Origin of the sequence: Streptomyces sp. NPDC015220 (assembly GCF_043079345.1) — a bacterium.
Classification (GTDB): domain Bacteria; phylum Actinomycetota; class Actinomycetes; order Streptomycetales; family Streptomycetaceae; genus Streptomyces.
Map to the genome: position 1 here is coordinate 83,678 of NZ_JBIBUK010000009.1, position 17,373 is coordinate 101,050.

12 protein-coding genes are annotated in these 17,373 nt (G+C 73.0%); 10 read left to right on the plus strand and 2 right to left on the minus strand.

The genetic code is table 11. From position 1 onward, the window contains the following. Nucleotides 1-684 precede the first annotated feature (684 nt). The 4 genes from ACF061_RS19815 to ACF061_RS19830 all read left to right on the plus strand — a co-directional run bounded on the left by ACF061_RS19815 (nucleotide 685) and on the right by ACF061_RS19830 (nucleotide 7,643). Entirely contained in the window at nucleotides 685-3,561 is a 2,877-nt protein-coding gene (locus ACF061_RS19815) for a CDP-glycerol glycerophosphotransferase family protein (protein WP_392268194.1), read from the plus strand. Further along, nucleotides 3,558-4,691: a glycosyltransferase gene (locus tag ACF061_RS19820; protein WP_392268195.1), complete on the plus strand. Its 1,134-nt coding sequence runs from the start codon at nucleotides 3,558-3,560 to the stop codon at nucleotides 4,689-4,691. Before ACF061_RS19815 ends, ACF061_RS19820 begins: the two co-directional genes overlap by 4 nt. 102 nt (nucleotides 4,692-4,793) lie before the next feature. Continuing rightward, nucleotides 4,794-6,224 (plus strand): glutamate decarboxylase, encoded by a 1,431-nt coding sequence (locus ACF061_RS19825; protein ID WP_392268196.1) that lies wholly within the window; start codon nucleotides 4,794-4,796, stop codon nucleotides 6,222-6,224. Nucleotides 6,225-6,773: 549 nt separating this feature from the next. Beyond that, complete coding sequence (locus tag ACF061_RS19830; RefSeq protein WP_392268197.1) at nucleotides 6,774-7,643, plus strand: class II glutamine amidotransferase; 870 nt, start codon at nucleotides 6,774-6,776, stop codon at nucleotides 7,641-7,643. Nucleotides 7,644-7,703: 60 nt separating this feature from the next. On the opposite strand, the gene ACF061_RS19835 is transcribed toward ACF061_RS19830, so the two are convergent. Continuing rightward, entirely contained in the window at nucleotides 7,704-8,738 is a 1,035-nt protein-coding gene (locus tag ACF061_RS19835) for an NlpC/P60 family protein (RefSeq protein WP_392268198.1), read from the minus strand. Between the two features lie 293 nt (nucleotides 8,739-9,031). On the opposite strand from ACF061_RS19835, the gene ACF061_RS19840 reads away from it, so the two are divergent. From ACF061_RS19840 to ACF061_RS19865, 6 genes are all read left to right on the plus strand, one after another. Next, nucleotides 9,032-9,868 carry a M55 family metallopeptidase gene (locus tag ACF061_RS19840; RefSeq protein WP_392268199.1) on the plus strand — a complete coding sequence of 279 codons (837 nt, stop codon included), beginning with the start codon at nucleotides 9,032-9,034 and terminating at the stop codon, nucleotides 9,866-9,868. Further along, a complete protein-coding gene (locus ACF061_RS19845) occupies nucleotides 9,861-11,165 on the plus strand; it encodes a M20/M25/M40 family metallo-hydrolase (protein ID WP_392268200.1) in 1,305 nt (434 codons plus the stop codon). Before ACF061_RS19840 ends, ACF061_RS19845 begins: the two co-directional genes overlap by 8 nt. Nucleotides 11,166-11,182: 17 nt before the next feature. Continuing rightward, the gene (locus ACF061_RS19850) at nucleotides 11,183-13,264 is read left to right on the plus strand and encodes a prolyl oligopeptidase family serine peptidase (RefSeq protein WP_392268363.1); all 2,082 of its coding nucleotides are present in this window, start codon (nucleotides 11,183-11,185) and stop codon (nucleotides 13,262-13,264) included. Beyond that, a complete protein-coding gene (locus tag ACF061_RS19855; protein WP_392268201.1) occupies nucleotides 13,261-14,184 on the plus strand; it encodes an LD-carboxypeptidase in 924 nt (307 codons plus the stop codon). The genes ACF061_RS19850 and ACF061_RS19855 overlap by 4 nt, the downstream gene beginning before the upstream one ends. A 427-nt stretch (nucleotides 14,185-14,611) precedes the next feature. Continuing rightward, nucleotides 14,612-16,396, plus strand: a complete 1,785-nt coding sequence (locus ACF061_RS19860) for a CocE/NonD family hydrolase (protein WP_392268202.1) — start codon at nucleotides 14,612-14,614, stop codon at nucleotides 16,394-16,396. Nucleotides 16,397-16,462: 66 nt separating this feature from the next. After that, on the plus strand, nucleotides 16,463-17,014 hold the full coding sequence (locus ACF061_RS19865) for a GNAT family N-acetyltransferase (RefSeq protein ID WP_392268203.1): 552 nt from the start codon (nucleotides 16,463-16,465) through the stop codon (nucleotides 17,012-17,014). Here ACF061_RS19865 and ACF061_RS19870 read toward each other — a convergent pair. Then, nucleotides 16,986-17,333 carry a DUF6204 family protein gene (locus ACF061_RS19870; protein ID WP_392268204.1) on the minus strand — a complete coding sequence of 116 codons (348 nt, stop codon included), beginning with the start codon at nucleotides 17,331-17,333 and terminating at the stop codon, nucleotides 16,986-16,988. The two genes, ACF061_RS19865 and ACF061_RS19870, sit on opposite strands and share 29 nt — an antisense overlap. Nucleotides 17,334-17,373 lie beyond the last annotated feature (40 nt).

Genomic DNA, 17,373 nt, shown 5'->3' on the forward strand with positions numbered 1-17,373 from the left:
GGCCTGCCCGCCCAGGGCAGGCGGGCGTACCCCGCCCGGTTCCGTGGACCGGCGTGGACCGGCGTGGCCCGCCGTTGCCGGGGAAGGAGGAGCCGTACGGGAACAGCAGGGCGCCCGGAAGACCGAGGCGTGCCCGACAGCCCGTACACGCCGTCGCTCGGGACGGATTCCCGCCATCGTCTTGGGGAGTTGGGCATGGGTGTGACGAGTCGGCGCCGTCGGTACCGGGAGGATTCCGGCGCGAGGCGCCCGACGCAGCGGACACGGTGCTCCGGGACGCCGGTCCCGCCGGCCGCTCCCGGCCTCTTCGCACCGCGCCCCGTCGACACCGGCCCGCCCCCGCTCGGCGCCGGCCGCGGCAAGGCCTCCGGGGGCTCGCTTCCGCGCCCCCGTTCCTCCCGGGTCGCCGGTACCGGCCCCACCGTCCTGGCGAGCGGCGAAACACCCCTGGCGGCAACCGAGTTCGTCCCGGACGGCGGCCGGATACGAGCCGCCGTAGAAGGGGTGTGCGGCAGGGCGGGTACGGTGACGGTCCGGGGCGACGGGATGTCCTGCGTGTCAGGGGGGCGGCGTATTGTCGCATTGACGTAGTTTGGCGGGGGCGGGGAAATCCGCTCCCCCTACAGCCTGTAGGGTTACGTCCACCCCGCCGCATCCCGAACGGAACAGAGACGAGAGGTGGCCGTGTCGACCGTCGCGCCCGAGCCGGACGTCAGTGTTGTCGTCATCGTCTACAACGACGAAGAGCGACTTCCGACGGCCGTTGGTTCCGTCCTCGAGCAAACACTGCGCAATGTCGAAGTGATCATCGCCGACGACTGCTCGACGGACGGCTCCCACGAGGTCGCCAAGGCGCTCGCCGCGGCCCATCCCGGCAGGGTCCGCGCCATCCGGCTGCCGGAGAACAGCGGCGGCTGCGGAGAGCCCCGCAACCAGGGCGTGCGGGCGGCCCGCGGCCGGTACGTGATGTTCCTGGACAGCGACGACACGCTGGAACGCAACGCCTGCCGCAACATGGTCGAGGCCGCCGACCGCACCGGCTCCGACCTCGTCTCCGGCCTGTGTGTCCGGGTTCACACCGACAGCCGGCACGACAAGCGGGTCCTCTGGTACCCGTGGCTGTACCGCTCCACCCGCACCCTCGACTCGGTCGCCGAGCTGCCCGACCTGTTCGTCTTCGACACCCTCTCGACGAACAAGTGCTACCGGCGCGCGTTCCTCCTCGACAACGACCTCGCCTTCCCCAGGGGCATCCACTACGAGGACCTGCTCTTCTCCGCCCAGGCGTACCTGGCCGCCGAGCGGATCACCCTCATCCCCAACACGGTCTACCACTGGAACGTCGTCCAGAAGACCGCCGTGAAGTCGATCAGCAACCGGCGGGGCGAGATCAGCAACTTCGCCGACCGGGTCGAGATCCACCGCCGTATCGACGCCATCCTGGACCGCCGGGGCCAGGACGAGCTGAAGCTGCGCAAGGACATCAAGTTCCTCAAGCACGACCTCGTGCTGTACCTGCGGGAACTGCCCTTCCTCGACGACGACTACCGGCACCGCTTCGCCGAACTGGCCCGCGGCTACGTCCAGGACTTCCCCGAGGCGGCCTACGCCGAACTCGACAAGATCCACGCCATCTGCGCCCAGCTGATGCTGCGCGAGGACTGGACCGACCTGATGCCGGCCATCGACGCGCTGCTCAACCGGGGCAAGATCGCCACGCCGCTGGTCGAGCACGACGGCCGGATCTACTGGACCGACCGCTACCTGGACGACGCCGAGATGCGCGCGGTCCTGGACGTCACCGCCCTCGGCTACCACGCCAAGCGGCTGAACCAGATGTTCCTGCGCAACCGGCTCACCGAGTACACCGTCCACGGCGGTGACGTCACGCTCGCCGGCCGGATCGTCAACCCGCTGCACACCGTCGCCCCGGACGCGAAGCTCACCGCCGAGCTGGAGTTCCGGGCCCGGCGCCGCAGCCTGCAGACCTTCCGCTTCCCCCTGCCCGCCCCGCGCCACGACGGCGACGGGATCACCTGGCGCGCCGAGGTCCCGCTGGCCCGGCTGCTGAGACCGCTCGGCATCGTCGACGACGTCTGGGACGTCCGGCTGCACCTCACCGCGGACGGCAGGCGCACCACCAGCAGGCTGACCGTGGGCACCGTCGACCTCGAGGACGCCGAGGCCGTGCCCGTCCGGCCGCGGCTCACCCGGCTCATGGCCGACCGCCTGGAGGCCCAGGTGTCCGCCAAGGGCCACCTGGCCTTCCGGCTCACCCAGCACGGCCGGGTCGCCCGCACCGGACGCGCCGCCGTGGAGCGCAACCTGCACGGCCGCCCCGCGCGCGCCGCCAAGAGCGCCTACCGCAAGGTGCGCGCCGTGCGCCGCGAGCTGAACTCCGGCACCCGCAAGCTCCAGGTCTACGAGCGCATGCTGACGAAGTTGCCCGTCCGCAAGGGCACGGTCGTCTTCGAGAGCCACCTCGGCAAGCAGTACAGCGACAGCCCCCGGGCGATCTTCGAGGAACTGCGCCGCCGTCGCGCGCCCATCACCCCGATCTGGTCCTACGCCGGTGAGCGGCCCCAGGGCTTCCCGCAGGGCGTGGAGCTGGTGCGCCGCTGGTCGTGGCGCTACCTGAAGGCGCTCGCCCAGGCCGAGTACTGGATCGACAACCAGGGCTACCCGCTGCGCCTGACCAAGCGCCCGGAGACGACGTACATCCAGACCTGGCACGGCTCCGCGCTCAAGCGGATGGGCTTCGACGAACCCGGCCTGCGGATGCTGTCCGAGGTGGAGCAGCGCGCCTACCAGCAGGCGCTGAACCGCTTCGACCACTTCGTGGTCCGCGGCGAGCACGACGTGCGCACCCTCGCCCGCGCCTACCGCATCCCCGAGGACAAGCTGCTGCGCACCGGCTACCCGCGCAACGACGCGCTGGTACGGGCACGGGAGAGCGAGACGCGCAACCCCGAGGTGCAGCGGCTCGCCGAACGCCTGGGCATCGAGCCGGGCCGGCGCGTGCTGCTGTACGCGCCCACGTTCCGCGCCGGTGCCGACGGCCGGGTACGGGACTTCCGGTTCCCGTTCGACATCGAGGACTTCGCCGCCCGCTTCGGCGACGACTTCGTGCTGCTCGTGCGGGCGCACTACCTGAACCGCCTCACCCTGCCCCCGTCGGTGGCCGGACGCGTGATCGACGTCAGCGCCGAGCCGGACATCACCCCGCTGATGCTGCTCGCCGACGCCATGATCACCGACTATTCCTCGGTGATGTTCGACTACGCGCTCCTGCGCCGTCCCCTGGTGTTCTACGCCCACGACTGGGAGGAGTACGCCGAGGACACCCGCGGGACCTACTTCGACCTGCTCGCCGAGGCGCCCGGCCCCGTACCGCGCACCCAGGAGGAACTCTTCGCCGTGCTCGGCGACCTGGGCGCCGTGCGCGCCAAGTACGAGGCGCGGCTGAAGGAGTTCGTGGACAAGTACGGCGAGTACGACCGCGGGGACGCCGCGGCACAGATCGTCGACCGTTTCTTCGGCCCGGCGGGAGAGGCCCGATGACCGAGCGCGACATCTTCTTCGTGGCCAACGAGGTCAACGAACTCGGCGGCGTGGGCCGCTGGCAGACCCAGCTGGCCAGGCTGCTGGCCGAACGCGGCCACCGGGTCACCGTCATCGGCGTCGCCCCGGCCAACCACCCGATGGACCTCGGCGAGCGGCCCCCGTTCCGGACCGTCACGCTGTACGCCCGCCGCCCGCCCGGCCGGCCCCGGGCGCGCCGGCCGCTGGGCTCCTTCGACCCGGCCGTCCGCCGCCACGAGACGCACATGCGCTCCGCCGCGGGCCGGCTCTCGGCACTGTTCCGCGCCGCCCGGCCGGGCGCGATGATCATCGTGCCGCAGGTGTGGGCGATGGAGTGGGTGGCGCTCGCGGACACCGCCGGGCACCCCGTCATCGGCATGACCCACGAGTCCTTCGACACCTCCCGCAAGTCCTCCCGCTTCGATCGGGTGAAGAGGTACTTCAAGGACGTCGACCGGCTGCTGGCCCTCACCCAGGAGGACGCCGACCGCTGGGTCGGCGAGGGCCTGAACAACATGGGCTTCATGCCCAACCCGCTGCCGATCGTGCCCGGAGCGCCGTCGCCGCGCACGGCCAAGGTGGTGGCGAGCGTCGGCCGGCTCTCCCACGAGAAGGGCGTCGACCTGCTCCTCGAAGCCTGGGCGGAGGCCGCGCCGAAACAGCCCGGCTGGACCCTGCGGATCTACGGCAAGGGAGAGGCGGAGGCGGAACTGCGGCAGCGGTGCGCCGAGCTCGGTCTGGACGACTCGGTGGACTTCGCCGGCCAGACCGACGACGTGCCCGGGGCGCTGCGCGCCTCCTCCGTCTTCGTCCAGTCCTCCCGCGGCGAGGGCTTCCCCCTGGTGCTGCTGGAGGCGATGGCCGGCGGAGTGCCGTGCGTGGCCTTCGACTGCGCGCCCGGCGTCCGTGAGATCGTCACCCACGAACGCGACGGACTGCTGGCCCGGCCCGGCAATACCACCGAACTCGCCCGCCACCTCGTACGGTTGATGTCCGACGAGCAACTGCGGGACACGCTGGGCGAGGAGGCCCTGCGCAGCGTGCGGCGCTTCGACCCGGACACCATCACCCGCCGCTGGGAAGAGCTCTTCGACTTCCTGGAGCGCTGACCGGGCGGGGGTTCCGCGGCCCGGCGGCGGGGGACCCGTACCCACGCGAGGACCCACCAGGTCCGTCGCCAAGACCGACCACGCACGGAGGACGGAGCGCGCATGACGGTGAGGCACCCCCGCGGCGGCCGGGGCACGAGCCGGGACCTGGCGGTCAACCCGATCTTCAGCCGGGAGCCCCTCCAAGTGCCCCGCTACGCGATGCCGGACGGCGAGATGGAGCCGGACACGGCCTACCAGGTGGTGCACGACGAACTGATGCTCGACGGCAACGCCCGGCAGAACCTGGCCACGTTCGTCTCCACCTGGGCCGAACCGCAGGCCCGGCTGCTCATGGACGAGTGCGCCGAGAAGAACATGATCGACAAGGACGAGTATCCGCAGACCGCGGAACTCGAGACCCGGTGCGTGCACATGCTCGCCCGGCTGTGGCACGCCGCGGACCCGCGGCACGCCATCGGCTGCTCGACCACCGGGTCCAGCGAGGCGGCCATGCTGGGCGGCCTGGCGCTCAAGCGGCGCTGGCAGCACCGGCGCCGCGCCGAGGGCAGGCCCACCGACCGGCCCAACCTCGTGATGGGCATCAACGTACAGATCTGCTGGGAGAAGTTCGCCGACTACTTCGAGGTCGAACCGCGCTACGTGCCGATGGAGGGGGACCGGTACCACCTCACCCCCGAGAAGGCGGTCGAGCTGTGCGACGAGAACACCATCGGGGTGGTAGCGGTGCTCGGCTCCACCTTCGACGGCAGCTACGAGCCCGTCGCCGGCATCGCCGCGGCCCTGGACGACCTCCAGGCCCGAACCGGCCTTGACGTGCCCATCCACGTGGACGGCGCGTCCGGAGCCATGATCGCGCCCTTCCTCGACCCGGACCTGGAGTGGGACTTCCGGCTGCCCCGGGTCGCCTCCATCAACACCTCGGGGCACAAGTACGGCCTGGTCATGCCCGGCGTCGGCTGGGCACTGTGGCGGGACAAGGACGCCCTCCCCGACGACCTCGTCTTCCACGTCAACTACCTCGGCGGCGACATGCCGACCTTCGCGCTGAACTTCTCCCGGCCGGGCGCCCAGGTCGTCGCCCAGTACTACAACTTCCTGCGGCTGGGCTTCGACGGCTACCGGCGGGTGCAGCAGACCTGCCGGGACGTCGCCACCCGGCTGGCCGCCGAGATCGCCGGGCTCGGCCCGTTCGAGCTGATCACCGACGGCAGCGACATCCCGGTCTTCGCCTTCCGGGTGCGCGAGGGCATCGACCACTTCAGCGTCTTCGACGTCTCCGCCGCGCTGCGCGAGCGCGGCTGGCTGGTGCCCGCGTACACCTTCCCGGCCGACCGCACCGACCTGGCCGTGCTGCGCATCGTGGTCCGCAACGGCTTCAGCCACGATCTGGCGGATCTGCTCCTGGAGGACCTGCGCCGCGTGCTGCCCCGGATGGACAAGCAGAGCGAGCCGCACCGCGACGCCGACGACGCGGGCGGCTTCGCCCACGGCGCGGAGACCAAGAACCCGCACAGCCCGGGCCGCCACTGACACCACCGACGACGAACAGCCACCGCGGGCCGGCCGTCACCCCGGCCACAGCCGAACGCCGGTGCCCTCGGCGACCGTCCCGGCGGCTGGTGACGGGAGCCGGTTCGTACCCGCTGGGCGCCGAACCGGTCCCGGCCGGAGCGGCCCCCGCCCGCCTGCCCCCGGGCGGGCGGAAAGGGCCGGCGGAAACCGGGCGGGAGCGCCGCGCCCGAGCGCCGGCCCCAGCGCGCTGCGGCCTGGCGTGCCACGGCCTCGCGTGCCACGGTCCCCGCGCGCGATGGTCGTCCGGCGCGCCACGGCCCCCGCGCGCCACGGCCCGGTACGTCGGCTGACATCGGCCGCGAGCGACGGCGAACCGTCGCGGACACCCACCGTCACGGACGCACCCCGTCGCGGACATCCCTCTCAGGCACGCCCTGGTCGGTGGCGCGGCTGCCGGAGTTCGCCGGACGGCGTCCGCGCGGCCGAGCGGCCGAGCGTCCGCCCGTCCGAGCGGCGGCCGGGCGCGAGCCACCGTACGGTGACCAGGGAGCACCAAGGAGGAACCCGATGTGCCGTCTCTTCGGCCTCAGCAGCGCGCCGCGGCGCACCCACGCGACCTTCTGGCTGCTGGACGCCCCGGACAGCCTCAGCCGGCAGAGCCGTCAGGAACCCGACGGCACCGGACTGGGCCGCTTCGCCGCGGACGGCGCCCCGAGGGTCGACAAGGCCCCGATCGCCGCCTACGAGGACCGTGCCTTCGCCGAGGAGGCCCGGCGGGTGGAGTCCGCCACGTTCATCGCCCATGTGCGCTTCGCCTCCACCGGAAGCCTGGACGCCCGCAACACCCACCCCTTCGAACAGGACGGGCGGCTGTTCGCGCACAACGGGGTCGTCGAGGGCCTCGACGCGCTCGACGACCACCTGGGACCGGACCGGTCGCTGGTCAAGGGGGACACCGACTCCGAGCGGGTCTTCGCCCTCATCACCCGTGAGACGCGGGATCGGGGCGGCGACCTCGCCGCCGGCATCGAGCACGCCGCCCGGTGGATCGCCCGGAACCTGCCCGTCTTCGCCCTCAACCTCGTCCTGGTCACCCCCGACGAACTGTGGGCGCTGCGCTACCCCGACACCCATGAGCTCTACGTCCTGGAGCGTCCGGCGGGCGGGCAGCACGGCACCCGGCACCTGGACCACAGCGGCAGCCACGGGCGGATGCGGATCCACTCCGCGAACCTGGCCGACCACCCGGCCGTGGTCGTCGCCAGCGAACGCATGGACGACAATCCGGGCTGGCGCCTGCTGGAGCCGGGCGAACTGCTCCACGTGGGTCCCGGTCCCGTGGCCGCCGGCCGGGTCGTCCTGCCCGACCCCCCGGCGCACCGGCTGACCCTGAAGGACCTGCGCCCGGACGCCGCCGTCTCGCAGCGGGCCGTCTAGCCGGGCGGACCGCCGGGCGGACCGCCGGGCGGACCGCCGGGCGGCCGCCCGGATGTCGCGTCAGACGCGGACGCCGAACTGGTAGGGCATGTTGCCCATCGACTCGTAGCGCACGACGGCGCCGCTGTGCGGGGCGTGCAGCACCATGCCGTTGCCCGCGTAGAGCCCGACGTGGTGCAGGTCTCCGTAGAAGAAGACCAGGTCGCCGACCTGGAGCTGGCTCTGCGAGTTGATCCGCTGGCCGTAGTTGGCCTGCGCCTCGGAGGTGCGCGGGATGAAGACGCCTGCCTGCCCGTACGCCCAGGAGGTCAGGCCCGAGCAGTCGAACGTGGACGGGCCGGCGTGGCCGTAGTCGTACGGGCTGCCTATCTTGGACTGGGCGGCGGCGAAGGCGGCGCCGGCCCGGCCGGTCCCGGGGGTGATCTTGCCGATCGTGACGCGGTCGGTGCCGCGGGTGGCGCGGGTCTGGTCGGCGGCGGTGATGGCCGCCTTCTCCTGCGCGGTGAGGGAGTTGAGCAGCTGCCGCGCCTCGGTGAGCTTGCTCTGGACTTCCCTCTTCTTGCCGCCCAGTTCGGTGCGGGTGGCGGCGAGGTCCTTCAGCTTGGCGGCGGCCTCGGCGCGCTCCTGGGCGAGTTCGCGCTGCTTGTCCTGGATCTTCCTCAGCGCGTCGGCCTGCTGGCCGCTGATCTGGTCGAGCGTGGCCGCCCTGTCCAGGTAGTCGTCCGGGTCGGCGGAGAGGAAGAGCTGGAGGGAGGCGTCGATGCCACCGGAGCGGTACTGGCCGGCGGCGAGTGAACCCAGGCTGTCGCGGAGCTTGTTGAGGTCCTGCTGACCGCGGGCGACGTTGTCCTGGATGGTGGAGATCTCCTTCTGGAGCTTCTCCTGCTTCTCCTTGGCGCCGTTGTACTTCTCGGTGGCCTGCTCCGCCTGCTCGTAGAGCTGGTCGACCTTGGACTTGACCTCGTCCTTGCTCGGCTTCGCGCCGGGCGCGGCGTTGGCGGCCTGCGCACTGATCGCTACGGCGGCCGCTGCCGCGGTGGTCAGCACGGTCACACGTGTGCGACTGGGCCTCTTGGGTCGACGGTGGGATGCCACGGAAGCGAGCTCCTTCTTGTGAGTGATAACCCGCTCAGAAGTTCGGTGACAATCTAGTGATCTCATCGTGATGAATTCAATTCGGCCCGGCATGAAATCCCACCCAGGCCTACATTCTTTACCCTCAACTCACCACCAGTGCCGATGCGTTGACGCTAAGTCAGAGAGTTCTGCGGGTCCCGGTGCCCTCCCGGCCCCGGGAGACGCCGTGTGCTCCGGCGTCCGGGGGAGTCCGCTCGACCTCCCGTCCGCCTCATAGGCAGTTCCCCCGCCGCCGCGTAACGTGAAGCACCATGAAGATCCTCATCAGCGCCGACATGGAAGGCGCCACGGGTGTGACCTGGCCGGAGGACGTGATGCCGGGGGCCTCGCAGTGGGAGCGGTGCCGGTCCCTGTTCACCTCGGACGTCAACGCCGCCGTGCTGGGCTTCTTCGACGGCGGCGCCGACGAGGTCCTCATCAACGAGGCCCACTCGACCATGCGCAACCTGCTGCTGGAGCAACTGGACCCGCGGGCCCAGATGCTGACCGGGCGGCACAAGTCGCTGTCCATGGTGGAGGGCGTGCAGCACGGCGACGTGGACGGCATCGCCTTCGTCGGCTACCACGCGGGTGCCGGCATGGAGGGCGTCCTCGCCCACACCTACCTCGCCAACCAGATCACCGGTGTCTGGCTGAACGACGTGCGGGCCAGCGAGGGGCTGCTGAACGCGCACGTGGCGCGGGAGTACGGGGTGCCCGTCGTCCTGGTCACCGGGGACGACGTGGCCTGCGAGGACGCGCTCGGCTACGCGCCGGAGGCGCTGAAGGTCGCGGTCAAGGACCATGTGTCGCGGTACTCGGCGGTGTGCCGTACGCCGGCCCGCACTGCCGCCGACATCCGGGCGGCGGCCAAGGAGGCGGCCGCGCTGGCGGTCTGCGGCCGGCCGGTCGCAGACGGCGGGCCGTTCACCGTCGCGGTGGAGTTCGACGCCGAGCACCTCGCGGCCGCCGTCACCGTCGTTCCCGGCGTGTCCCGCATCGGGGAGCGCAAGGTGGCCTACACCAGCGCCACGATGTACGAGGGAATCCGCACCTTCAAGGCGGTCACCACGATCGCCTCGGCCGCCGTGGAGGAGCAGTATGGCTGACGCCCAGGCACTGGAGGAGGTCGTCCGGTTCACCTCCGACCTGATCCGCGTGGACACCACCAACCGGGGCGGTGGCGACTGCCGGGAGCGGCCGGCCGCCGAGTACGCCGCCGAGCAGCTGGCCGGGGCCGGCCTGGAGCCCGTGCTGCTGGAGCGCACCGAGGGCCGGACCAACGTCGTCGCCCGGATCGAGGGCACCGATCCGTCGGCGCCCGCGCTGCTCGTCCACGGCCACCTCGACGTGGTGCCCGCACAGGCCGGTGACTGGACCGTCCACCCGTTCTCCGGCGAGGTCCGCGACGGCGTCGTCTGGGGCCGGGGCGCGGTGGACATGAAGAACATGGACGCGATGATCCTCGCCGTGGTCCGCGCCTGGGCCCGGCAGGGCGTGCGGCCCCGCCGGGACGTGGTGGTCGCGTTCACCGCCGACGAGGAGGCCAGCGCCGAGGACGGTTCCGCCTTCCTCGCCGACCGGCACGCGGCCCTGTTCGAAGGGTGCACCGAAGGCATCAGCGAGTCCGGGGCGTTCACCTTCCACGACGGGGCCGGCCGGCAGATCTACCCCATCGCCGCCGGTGAGCGCGGCACCGCCTGGCTGAGGCTGACCGCGCGGGGCCGCGCGGGCCACGGCTCCCGGGTCAACCAGGACAACGCGGTGACGCGGCTGGCCGCCGCCGTCGCCCGGATCGGCGCGTACGAGTGGCCGCTGCGGCTCACCCCGACCGTCCGCGCCGCCCTCGCCGAACTCGCCGAGCTCTACGGCGTCGAGGCCGACCTGGGGAACGTGGACGCGCTGCTGGACAAGCTCGGTCTGGCCGCCGAACTGGTCGAGGCCACGGTGCGCAACAGTGCCAACCCCACCATGTTCGACGCCGGGTACAAGGTCAACGTGATTCCGGGCGAGGCCGTCGCCCATGTGGACGGACGGTATCTCGCGGGCGGCGAGGAGGAGTTCCGCGCCACCCTGGACCGGCTCACCGGCCCGGACGTGGACTGGGAGTTCCACCATCGCGAGGTGGCGCTCCAGTCGCCGGTCGACTCACCGACGTTCGCCGCGATGCGGGCCGCCGTCGAGGCGTTCGCGCCCGAGGGCCACGTGGTGCCGTACTGCATGGCCGGCGGCACCGACGCCAAGCAGTTCTCGCGGCTCGGCATCACCGGCTACGGGTTCTCGCCGCTGAAGCTGCCCGAGGACTTCGACTACCACCACCTGTTCCACGGAGTCGACGAACGCGTCCCGGTCGAGGCGCTCCACTTCGGCGTCCGTGTCCTCGACCGCTTCCTGCGGTCGGCGTGAGCGAGTTGGGAGCGAGTGTGCAGACCCTGCCGTACGGTTCCTGGCCCTCGCCGGTCGACGCGGCCCTCGCCGCCGCGCACGACGGCAGGCCGGAGTACGTGGGCTTCGTCGGGGACGAGGTCTGGTGGACCGAGCCGCGCCCGGCCGAGGGCGGACGACGTGCGCTGGTGCGGCGGAGCCCCGAGGGCGACGAACGGTCCGTGCTGCCCGCGCCGTGGAACGTGCGCAGCCGGGTGATCGAGTACGGCGGCCGGCCCTGGGCCGGGACGGTCGTGGACGGCGTGGTCTCGGTGGTCTTCGTGAACTTCGCCGACCAGCGCCTCTACCGCTGGGAGCCCGGCGGCGAGCCGCGCCCGCTCACTCCCGTCTCGCTGGTGGGCGGCGGACTGCGCTGGGCGGAACCGCGGTTGGTCGTGGAGCGCGGCGAGGTCTGGTGCGTCCTGGAGGAGTTCACCGGGCCCGGTCCCACCGACGTACGGCGGGTGCTCGCCGCGGTGCCGCTGGACGGCTCGGCGGCCGAGGACCGCGGCGCGGTGCGCGAACTCACCGGCCGGCGGCACCGGTTCGTCACCGGGCCGCGCCTCTCGCCGGACGGCCGGCGGGCCGCGTGGCTGGCCTGGGACCATCCGCGGATGCCGTGGGACGGGACCGAACTGGTGCTGGCCGACGTGGGGGAGGACGGCTCCTTCGGCGCGCCCCGGACCGTCGCCGGCGGCCCCGAGGAGTCGATCGCCCAGGTCGACTGGTCCGCCGACGGCGCGCTGCTGTACGCGAGCGACCGCAGCGGCTGGTGGAACCTCTACCGCGACGGCGAGCCCCTGTGCCCGCGCGAGGAGGAGTTCGGCGGCCCGCTGTGGAAGCTGGGCCAGCGCTGGTTCGCCCCGCTGGAGTGCGGACTGATCGCCGTGGTGCACGGCCGGGGCGCCGCCGCCCTCGGCATACTCGACCCGGAGACGGGCGAACTCGTCGACGCGCCGGGCCCCTGGAGCGAGTTCGACGCCACGCTCGCGGTGCACGGCGACCGGGTCGTGGGGGTCGCCGCCGGGCCGCACACCGCCTACGAGGTCGTCGAGCTGGACACCCGGACCGGACACGCCCGGGTGATCGGCGCGGCCCACCGGGACGCGGTCGACCCGGCGTACTACCCGCGGCCGCGGGCCCGCACTTTCACCGGCCCGGACGGCCGTGACGTCCACGCGCACGTCTACCCGCCCCGGAACCCGCGGTGCGCGGCGCCCGCCGGCGAGCTGCCGCCGTACGTCGTGTGGGCGCACGGCGGCCCCACCAGCCGGGCGCCGCTGGTGCTGGACCTGGAGATCGCCTACTTCACCTCGCGGGGCATCGGCGTCGTCGAGGTCGACTACGGCGGCTCGAGCGGGTACGGGCGGGAGTACCGCAACCGGCTGCGTGAGCGGTGGGGCGTCGTCGACGTCGAGGACTGCGCGGCCGTCGCGCTCGCGCTCGCCGAGGAGGGCAGCGCCGACCGCGCCCGCCTCGCGATCCGGGGCGGCAGCGCGGGCGGCTGGACCACGGCCGCCTCCCTGGCCGGTGCGGCGGCCTCCTTGGCCGGTACGGCGGCTGCCTCGACAGGCGCGGCCGCGTCGCCGACCGCTGCGGCGGGCTCCGCGGCGGGCGGCACCGCTTCCCCGGCGGGCGGCACCGCCTCCGGGGCCGGCGCCGGCGTCTACGCCTGCGGCACGATCCTCTACCCGATCCTCGACCTGACCGGATGGGGCTCGGGGGAGACCCACGACTTCGAGTCGCAGTACCTGGAGAGCCTGGTCGGGCCGCTCGCCGAGGTGCCCGAGCGGTACGCCGAACGGTCGCCCGCCGAGCACGCCGACCGGATCACGGCGCCCTTCCTGCTGCTCCAGGGCCTGGACGACGTCATCTGCCCGCCCGCGCAGTGCGAGCGGTTCCTGGCCCGCCTGGCCGGACGCGGGGTGCCGCACGCGTACCTCACCTTCGAGGGCGAGGGGCACGGGTTCCGGCGGGCCGGGACCATGGTGCGGGCCCTGGAGGCGGAGCTGTCGTTGTACGCTCAGGCGTTCGGCCTGGACCCGGCAGGCGACCTCCCGACCCTGGAGCTCGGCACGTGAAGGAACTCCTCCGCCCCGCACGGCTCGCCCCCGGCGCCCGTGTCGCCGTCGTCGCCCCGAGCGGCCCGGTGCCCGAGGAGCGCCTCCAGGCCGGTCTCGACGTGCTGCGCGGCTGGGACCTGGACCCGGTCGTGGCGCCGCACGTCCTCGACCGGCACGGCACCTTCGCCTACCTGGCCGGGACGGACGCCGACCGGGCCGCCGATCTCCAGACGGCGTGGTGCGATCCCGCGGTGGACGCGGTGCTGTGCGCCCGGGGCGGGTACGGCGCGCAGCGCATGGTGGACCTGCTCGACTGGGACGCCATGCGCGCGGCGGGACCGAAGGTCTTCGTCGGCTTCAGCGACATCACCGCGCTGCACGAGGCCTTCGCCGCCCGGCTGGGCCTGGTCACCCTGCACGGGCCGATGGCGGCCGGCGTCGACTTCATCAAGAACGCCCGGGCGCAGGAACACCTCAAGGCGACCCTGTTCGCGCCCGAGACGGTCCGCACCATCGCCTCGGGCGGCACGGCCCTGACCGGGGGGACGGCCCGGGGCGTGACGCTCGGCGGCTGCCTGTCCCTGCTCGCCGCGGACCTCGGCACCCCGCACGCGCGCCCCTCGGCGGCCGGCGGCCTGCTCTGCCTGGAGGACGTGGGCGAGGAGACGTACCGCCTGGACCGCTACCTCACCCAGCTCCTGCGGGCCGGCTGGCTCGACGGGGTGCGCGGGGTGCTGCTCGGCTCCTGGGAGGGCTGCGACGGCCGCGACCAGGTGCGCGCCCTGTTCATGGACCGGCTCGGCGACCTCGGGGTGCCCGTCGCCGAGGAGTTCGGATTCGGGCACTGCGCCGGGGCGGCGACCATACCCTTCGGAGTCGCGGCCGAACTCGACGCCGACGCGGGCACCCTGACCCTCGACGCCCCTGCCCTGCGCTGAGGGGGACGCGCGGCTCCGCCGTGTGCTGAGCCGAGCCCGCGCCATGCGCTGAGCGGGGCCCGCGTCCGCCCCGCGTCGAGGGGGACGCGCGTCCGCCCCGCGTCGAGCGGAGCCCCCACCCCGCGTCGAGCGGGACCCGCGCCCGTGGGCGCGGTTTCCGGGCTTCGCCGGGTGGCCGACGCGGGATCTCGGGCTCGGCCGGGTGGGGCCGCGGGGTTTCGGGCTCCGTCCGACGCGGGATCTCCGGGCTCCGCCGGGTGGCGGCGGCTCCCGCGCTTCGCCGGGCGCGCGGTCCTCGGAGCACGCCGCTGAATGGCCGTCAGAAACCACCGATCCGGTGATTGACGTCGCCTGACACGTGTCACAGCATGATCCCGGCCGGTACTTACCGATCGGTAGGTCGGGTTGCCCTCAGTGTGGAGGTCCTGTGTTCCGTCGCGCGCCCAGATCCCGCGCCGTCCTCGCCGCCGCGCTCGGTGCGGCGCTCACCGTGCCCCTCGCGCTCGCCGCCCCCGCGAGCGCGACCACCGGCCGGTACAGCGTCACCCCCCTGAAGTTCACCGTCCGAGCGGGCGACCGCGCCTGCACGGTCGACGCCGACCTGTACCGGCCGGCCGGCGCCGACCGCGCCCGTCCCGCACCCGCCGTGCTCGCCACCAACGGTTTCGGCGGCAGCAAGAACGACGGCACGACGAACGTCATCGGCACGGCCTTCGCCCAGCGGGGGTACGTCACCCTGGTCTACTCCGGCCTCGGCTTCGGCAGGACCGGCTGCCTGATCTCCCTCGACGACCCGGGCATCGACGGCCGGGCAGCCTCCCAGCTGATCGACTTCCTGGCCGGGACCCGGGCGGCCGACGACGGCACCCGGGCCGACTACGTCACCCTGGACCGCGCGGGCGACCCACGCGTCGGCATGGTCGGCGGCTCCTACGGCGGCGCCGTGCAACTGGCCACGGCCGCCGAGGACCACCGGGTCGACGCGCTCGTGCCGATGGCCACCTGGAACGACCTGGTCTACTCCCTCGCCCCGAACAACGCCGTCGGCGCGGCCGCGGTGCCCGGCGCCTTCAAATGGCAGTGGACCAACGGCTTCTACCTCATCGGCGAGAGCCGGCCGCTGACCGAGCCCGGCCTCGACCCCTCCCGCGTCAACTCCGTGGCCTGCCTGCACTTCGTGTCCGGCGCCTGCGACACCATCCACACCCTCGACTCCGGCAGCTACCCGGCGGACCGCACCGCGCGCCTGCTCTCCTACGCCAGAAGCGTCTCCCCGGCCTCCTACCTCGACCGCGTCAAGGCGCCCACCCTGCTGGTCCAGGGCCAGGCCGACACCCTCTTCAACCTCAACGAGGCGACCGCCACCTACCGGACGCTCCGTGCCCAGGGCACCGAGACCAGCATGATCTGGCAGTCCTGGGGCCACAGCGGCGGCGACAACGGCCCGGGCTCCGGCGAACTCGACCTAGCCCGGGGCAACCTGGAGAGCAGCTACGTCGGCCGCCGCGTCCTCGCCTGGTTCGACCGCCACCTGCGCCGGCAGCGCGGCACCGGCATCGAACCGGAGTTCGCCTACCACCGCGACTGGATCACCGACCCCGAGCACGCCTACGCCACGGCCGACCGGCTCCCCGCGCTCGGCCGGGAACTGTACCTGTCGGGCGACGGCCGGCTCGTCGACCGGCGCGACCAGGTGACCCGGGGCAGCCGCACCTACGCCAACTGGGCTCTTCCCACCAGCCACTCGGAGAACTCGCTGGCCGCGGTCACCGGGCTGCCCGACCCCGCGCCGTACGACACCGAGGGCACCTACCTCGGCTGGACCAGCGAACCGCTGGACCGCACCGTCGACGTCGTCGGCGCGCCCCGGGCCACGCTCAGGGTCCTCTCCCCGGCCGCGGAGCGCACCCAGCACTCCTCCGACGCCGCCGACAAGCTCGTGCTGTTCGCCAAGTTGTACGACGTGGCCCCCGACGGCGCCCAGACGCTGGTGCACCGACTCGTCGCGCCGGTGCGCGTGCCCGACGTGACGCGGCGCCTCACGGTGACGCTGCCGGGCATCGTCCACCGCTACCGGCAGGGGCACCGGCTGCGCTTCGTGATCGCGGCCAGCGACGACGCGTACTTCGGGAACCGGGGGATCAAGCCGGTCACGGTGGTCAGCTCGCCCGGGGACACCGGGGTGCTCCGGCTGCCCGTCGTGCCCGACTGAGTCCGGCACCCGGCTCCCCGTCATGCCCGACTGAGTCCGGCACCCGGCTCCCCGTAAGGTGGCGGGATGCCGCACACCGCCTCCCGCCACCTCGCCGAGGGCCCCCGCGTGGCCATCCGTCCCTTCACCCGGGAGGACGCCGCCGAGTTCACCGCCCGCGCCCGTGAAAGCCGGGAGCTGCACCGTCCGTGGCTCTTCCCGCCGGCCACCGCCGAGGCCTACGCCGCCTACGCGGCACGCCTCGCCGAGGACCCGGCGCGGGCCGGCTTCCTGGTCTGCGAGAAGGACGGCGGCGCCATCGCCGGGTACATCAGCATCAACAACATCGTCCACGGCGCCTTCCGGTCCGGCGCGCTCGGCTACGGCGCCTTCGCGCACGCGGCCGGGCGCGGCCTGATGAAGGAGGGCCTGGACCTCGTCATCGGCCACGCCTTCGGGCCGATGGGGCTGCACCGGCTGGAGATCAACGTCCAGCCGGGCAACACCGCGTCCATCGCCCTCGCCCGCTCCTGCGGCTTCCGCCTGGAGGGCTACTCGCCCGACATGCTCCTCATCGACGGCGCCTGGCGCGACCACGAACGGTGGGCGCTCACCGCCGAGATGCGGGCTTGCGGTTGACCTTCATCGTGTCGAGGTCCGTGACGGTCGACCTCAGGCCGCGGAAGCCGTAACCGAGGCCGCGCAGCGTCGTCTCCGCCCGGTCCTCGGCGATGGCGGCGGCCATCTCCTCGCCGTCCGCGGCGTCGGACACCACGACGTAACGCATCGAGAAGTGCTTCAGCGGCGCCGGCTCGTACGACAGCGAGCCCTCCTCGGTGAACCGCATGCTCGCCATCGCGTGGTCGGCCGCCTCGGCGAGCAGCCGCTCCCGCGCCTCGTCGGTCAGCCCGTCCCAAGTGCCCCGGACGATGACCCGGTAGGTGTGCTGCTCGCTCATCGGTCCCCTTACTCCCCGCTGTCCGCCCGAACCCCGTCGA

Coding starts and splice junctions, on each gene's coding strand:
- ACF061_RS19820 (WP_392268195.1), top strand. CDS start 3,558: ATGACCGAGCGCGACATCTTCTTCGTGGCCAACGAGGTCAACGAACTC.
- ACF061_RS19825 (WP_392268196.1), top strand. CDS start 4,794: ATGACGGTGAGGCACCCCCGCGGCGGCCGGGGCACGAGCCGGGACCTG.
- ACF061_RS19830 (WP_392268197.1), top strand. CDS start 6,774: ATGTGCCGTCTCTTCGGCCTCAGCAGCGCGCCGCGGCGCACCCACGCG.
- ACF061_RS19840 (WP_392268199.1), top strand. CDS start 9,032: ATGAAGATCCTCATCAGCGCCGACATGGAAGGCGCCACGGGTGTGACC.
- ACF061_RS19845 (WP_392268200.1), top strand. CDS start 9,861: ATGGCTGACGCCCAGGCACTGGAGGAGGTCGTCCGGTTCACCTCCGAC.
- ACF061_RS19865 (WP_392268203.1), top strand. CDS start 16,463: ATGCCGCACACCGCCTCCCGCCACCTCGCCGAGGGCCCCCGCGTGGCC.
- ACF061_RS19870 (WP_392268204.1), bottom strand. CDS start 17,333: ATGAGCGAGCAGCACACCTACCGGGTCATCGTCCGGGGCACTTGGGAC.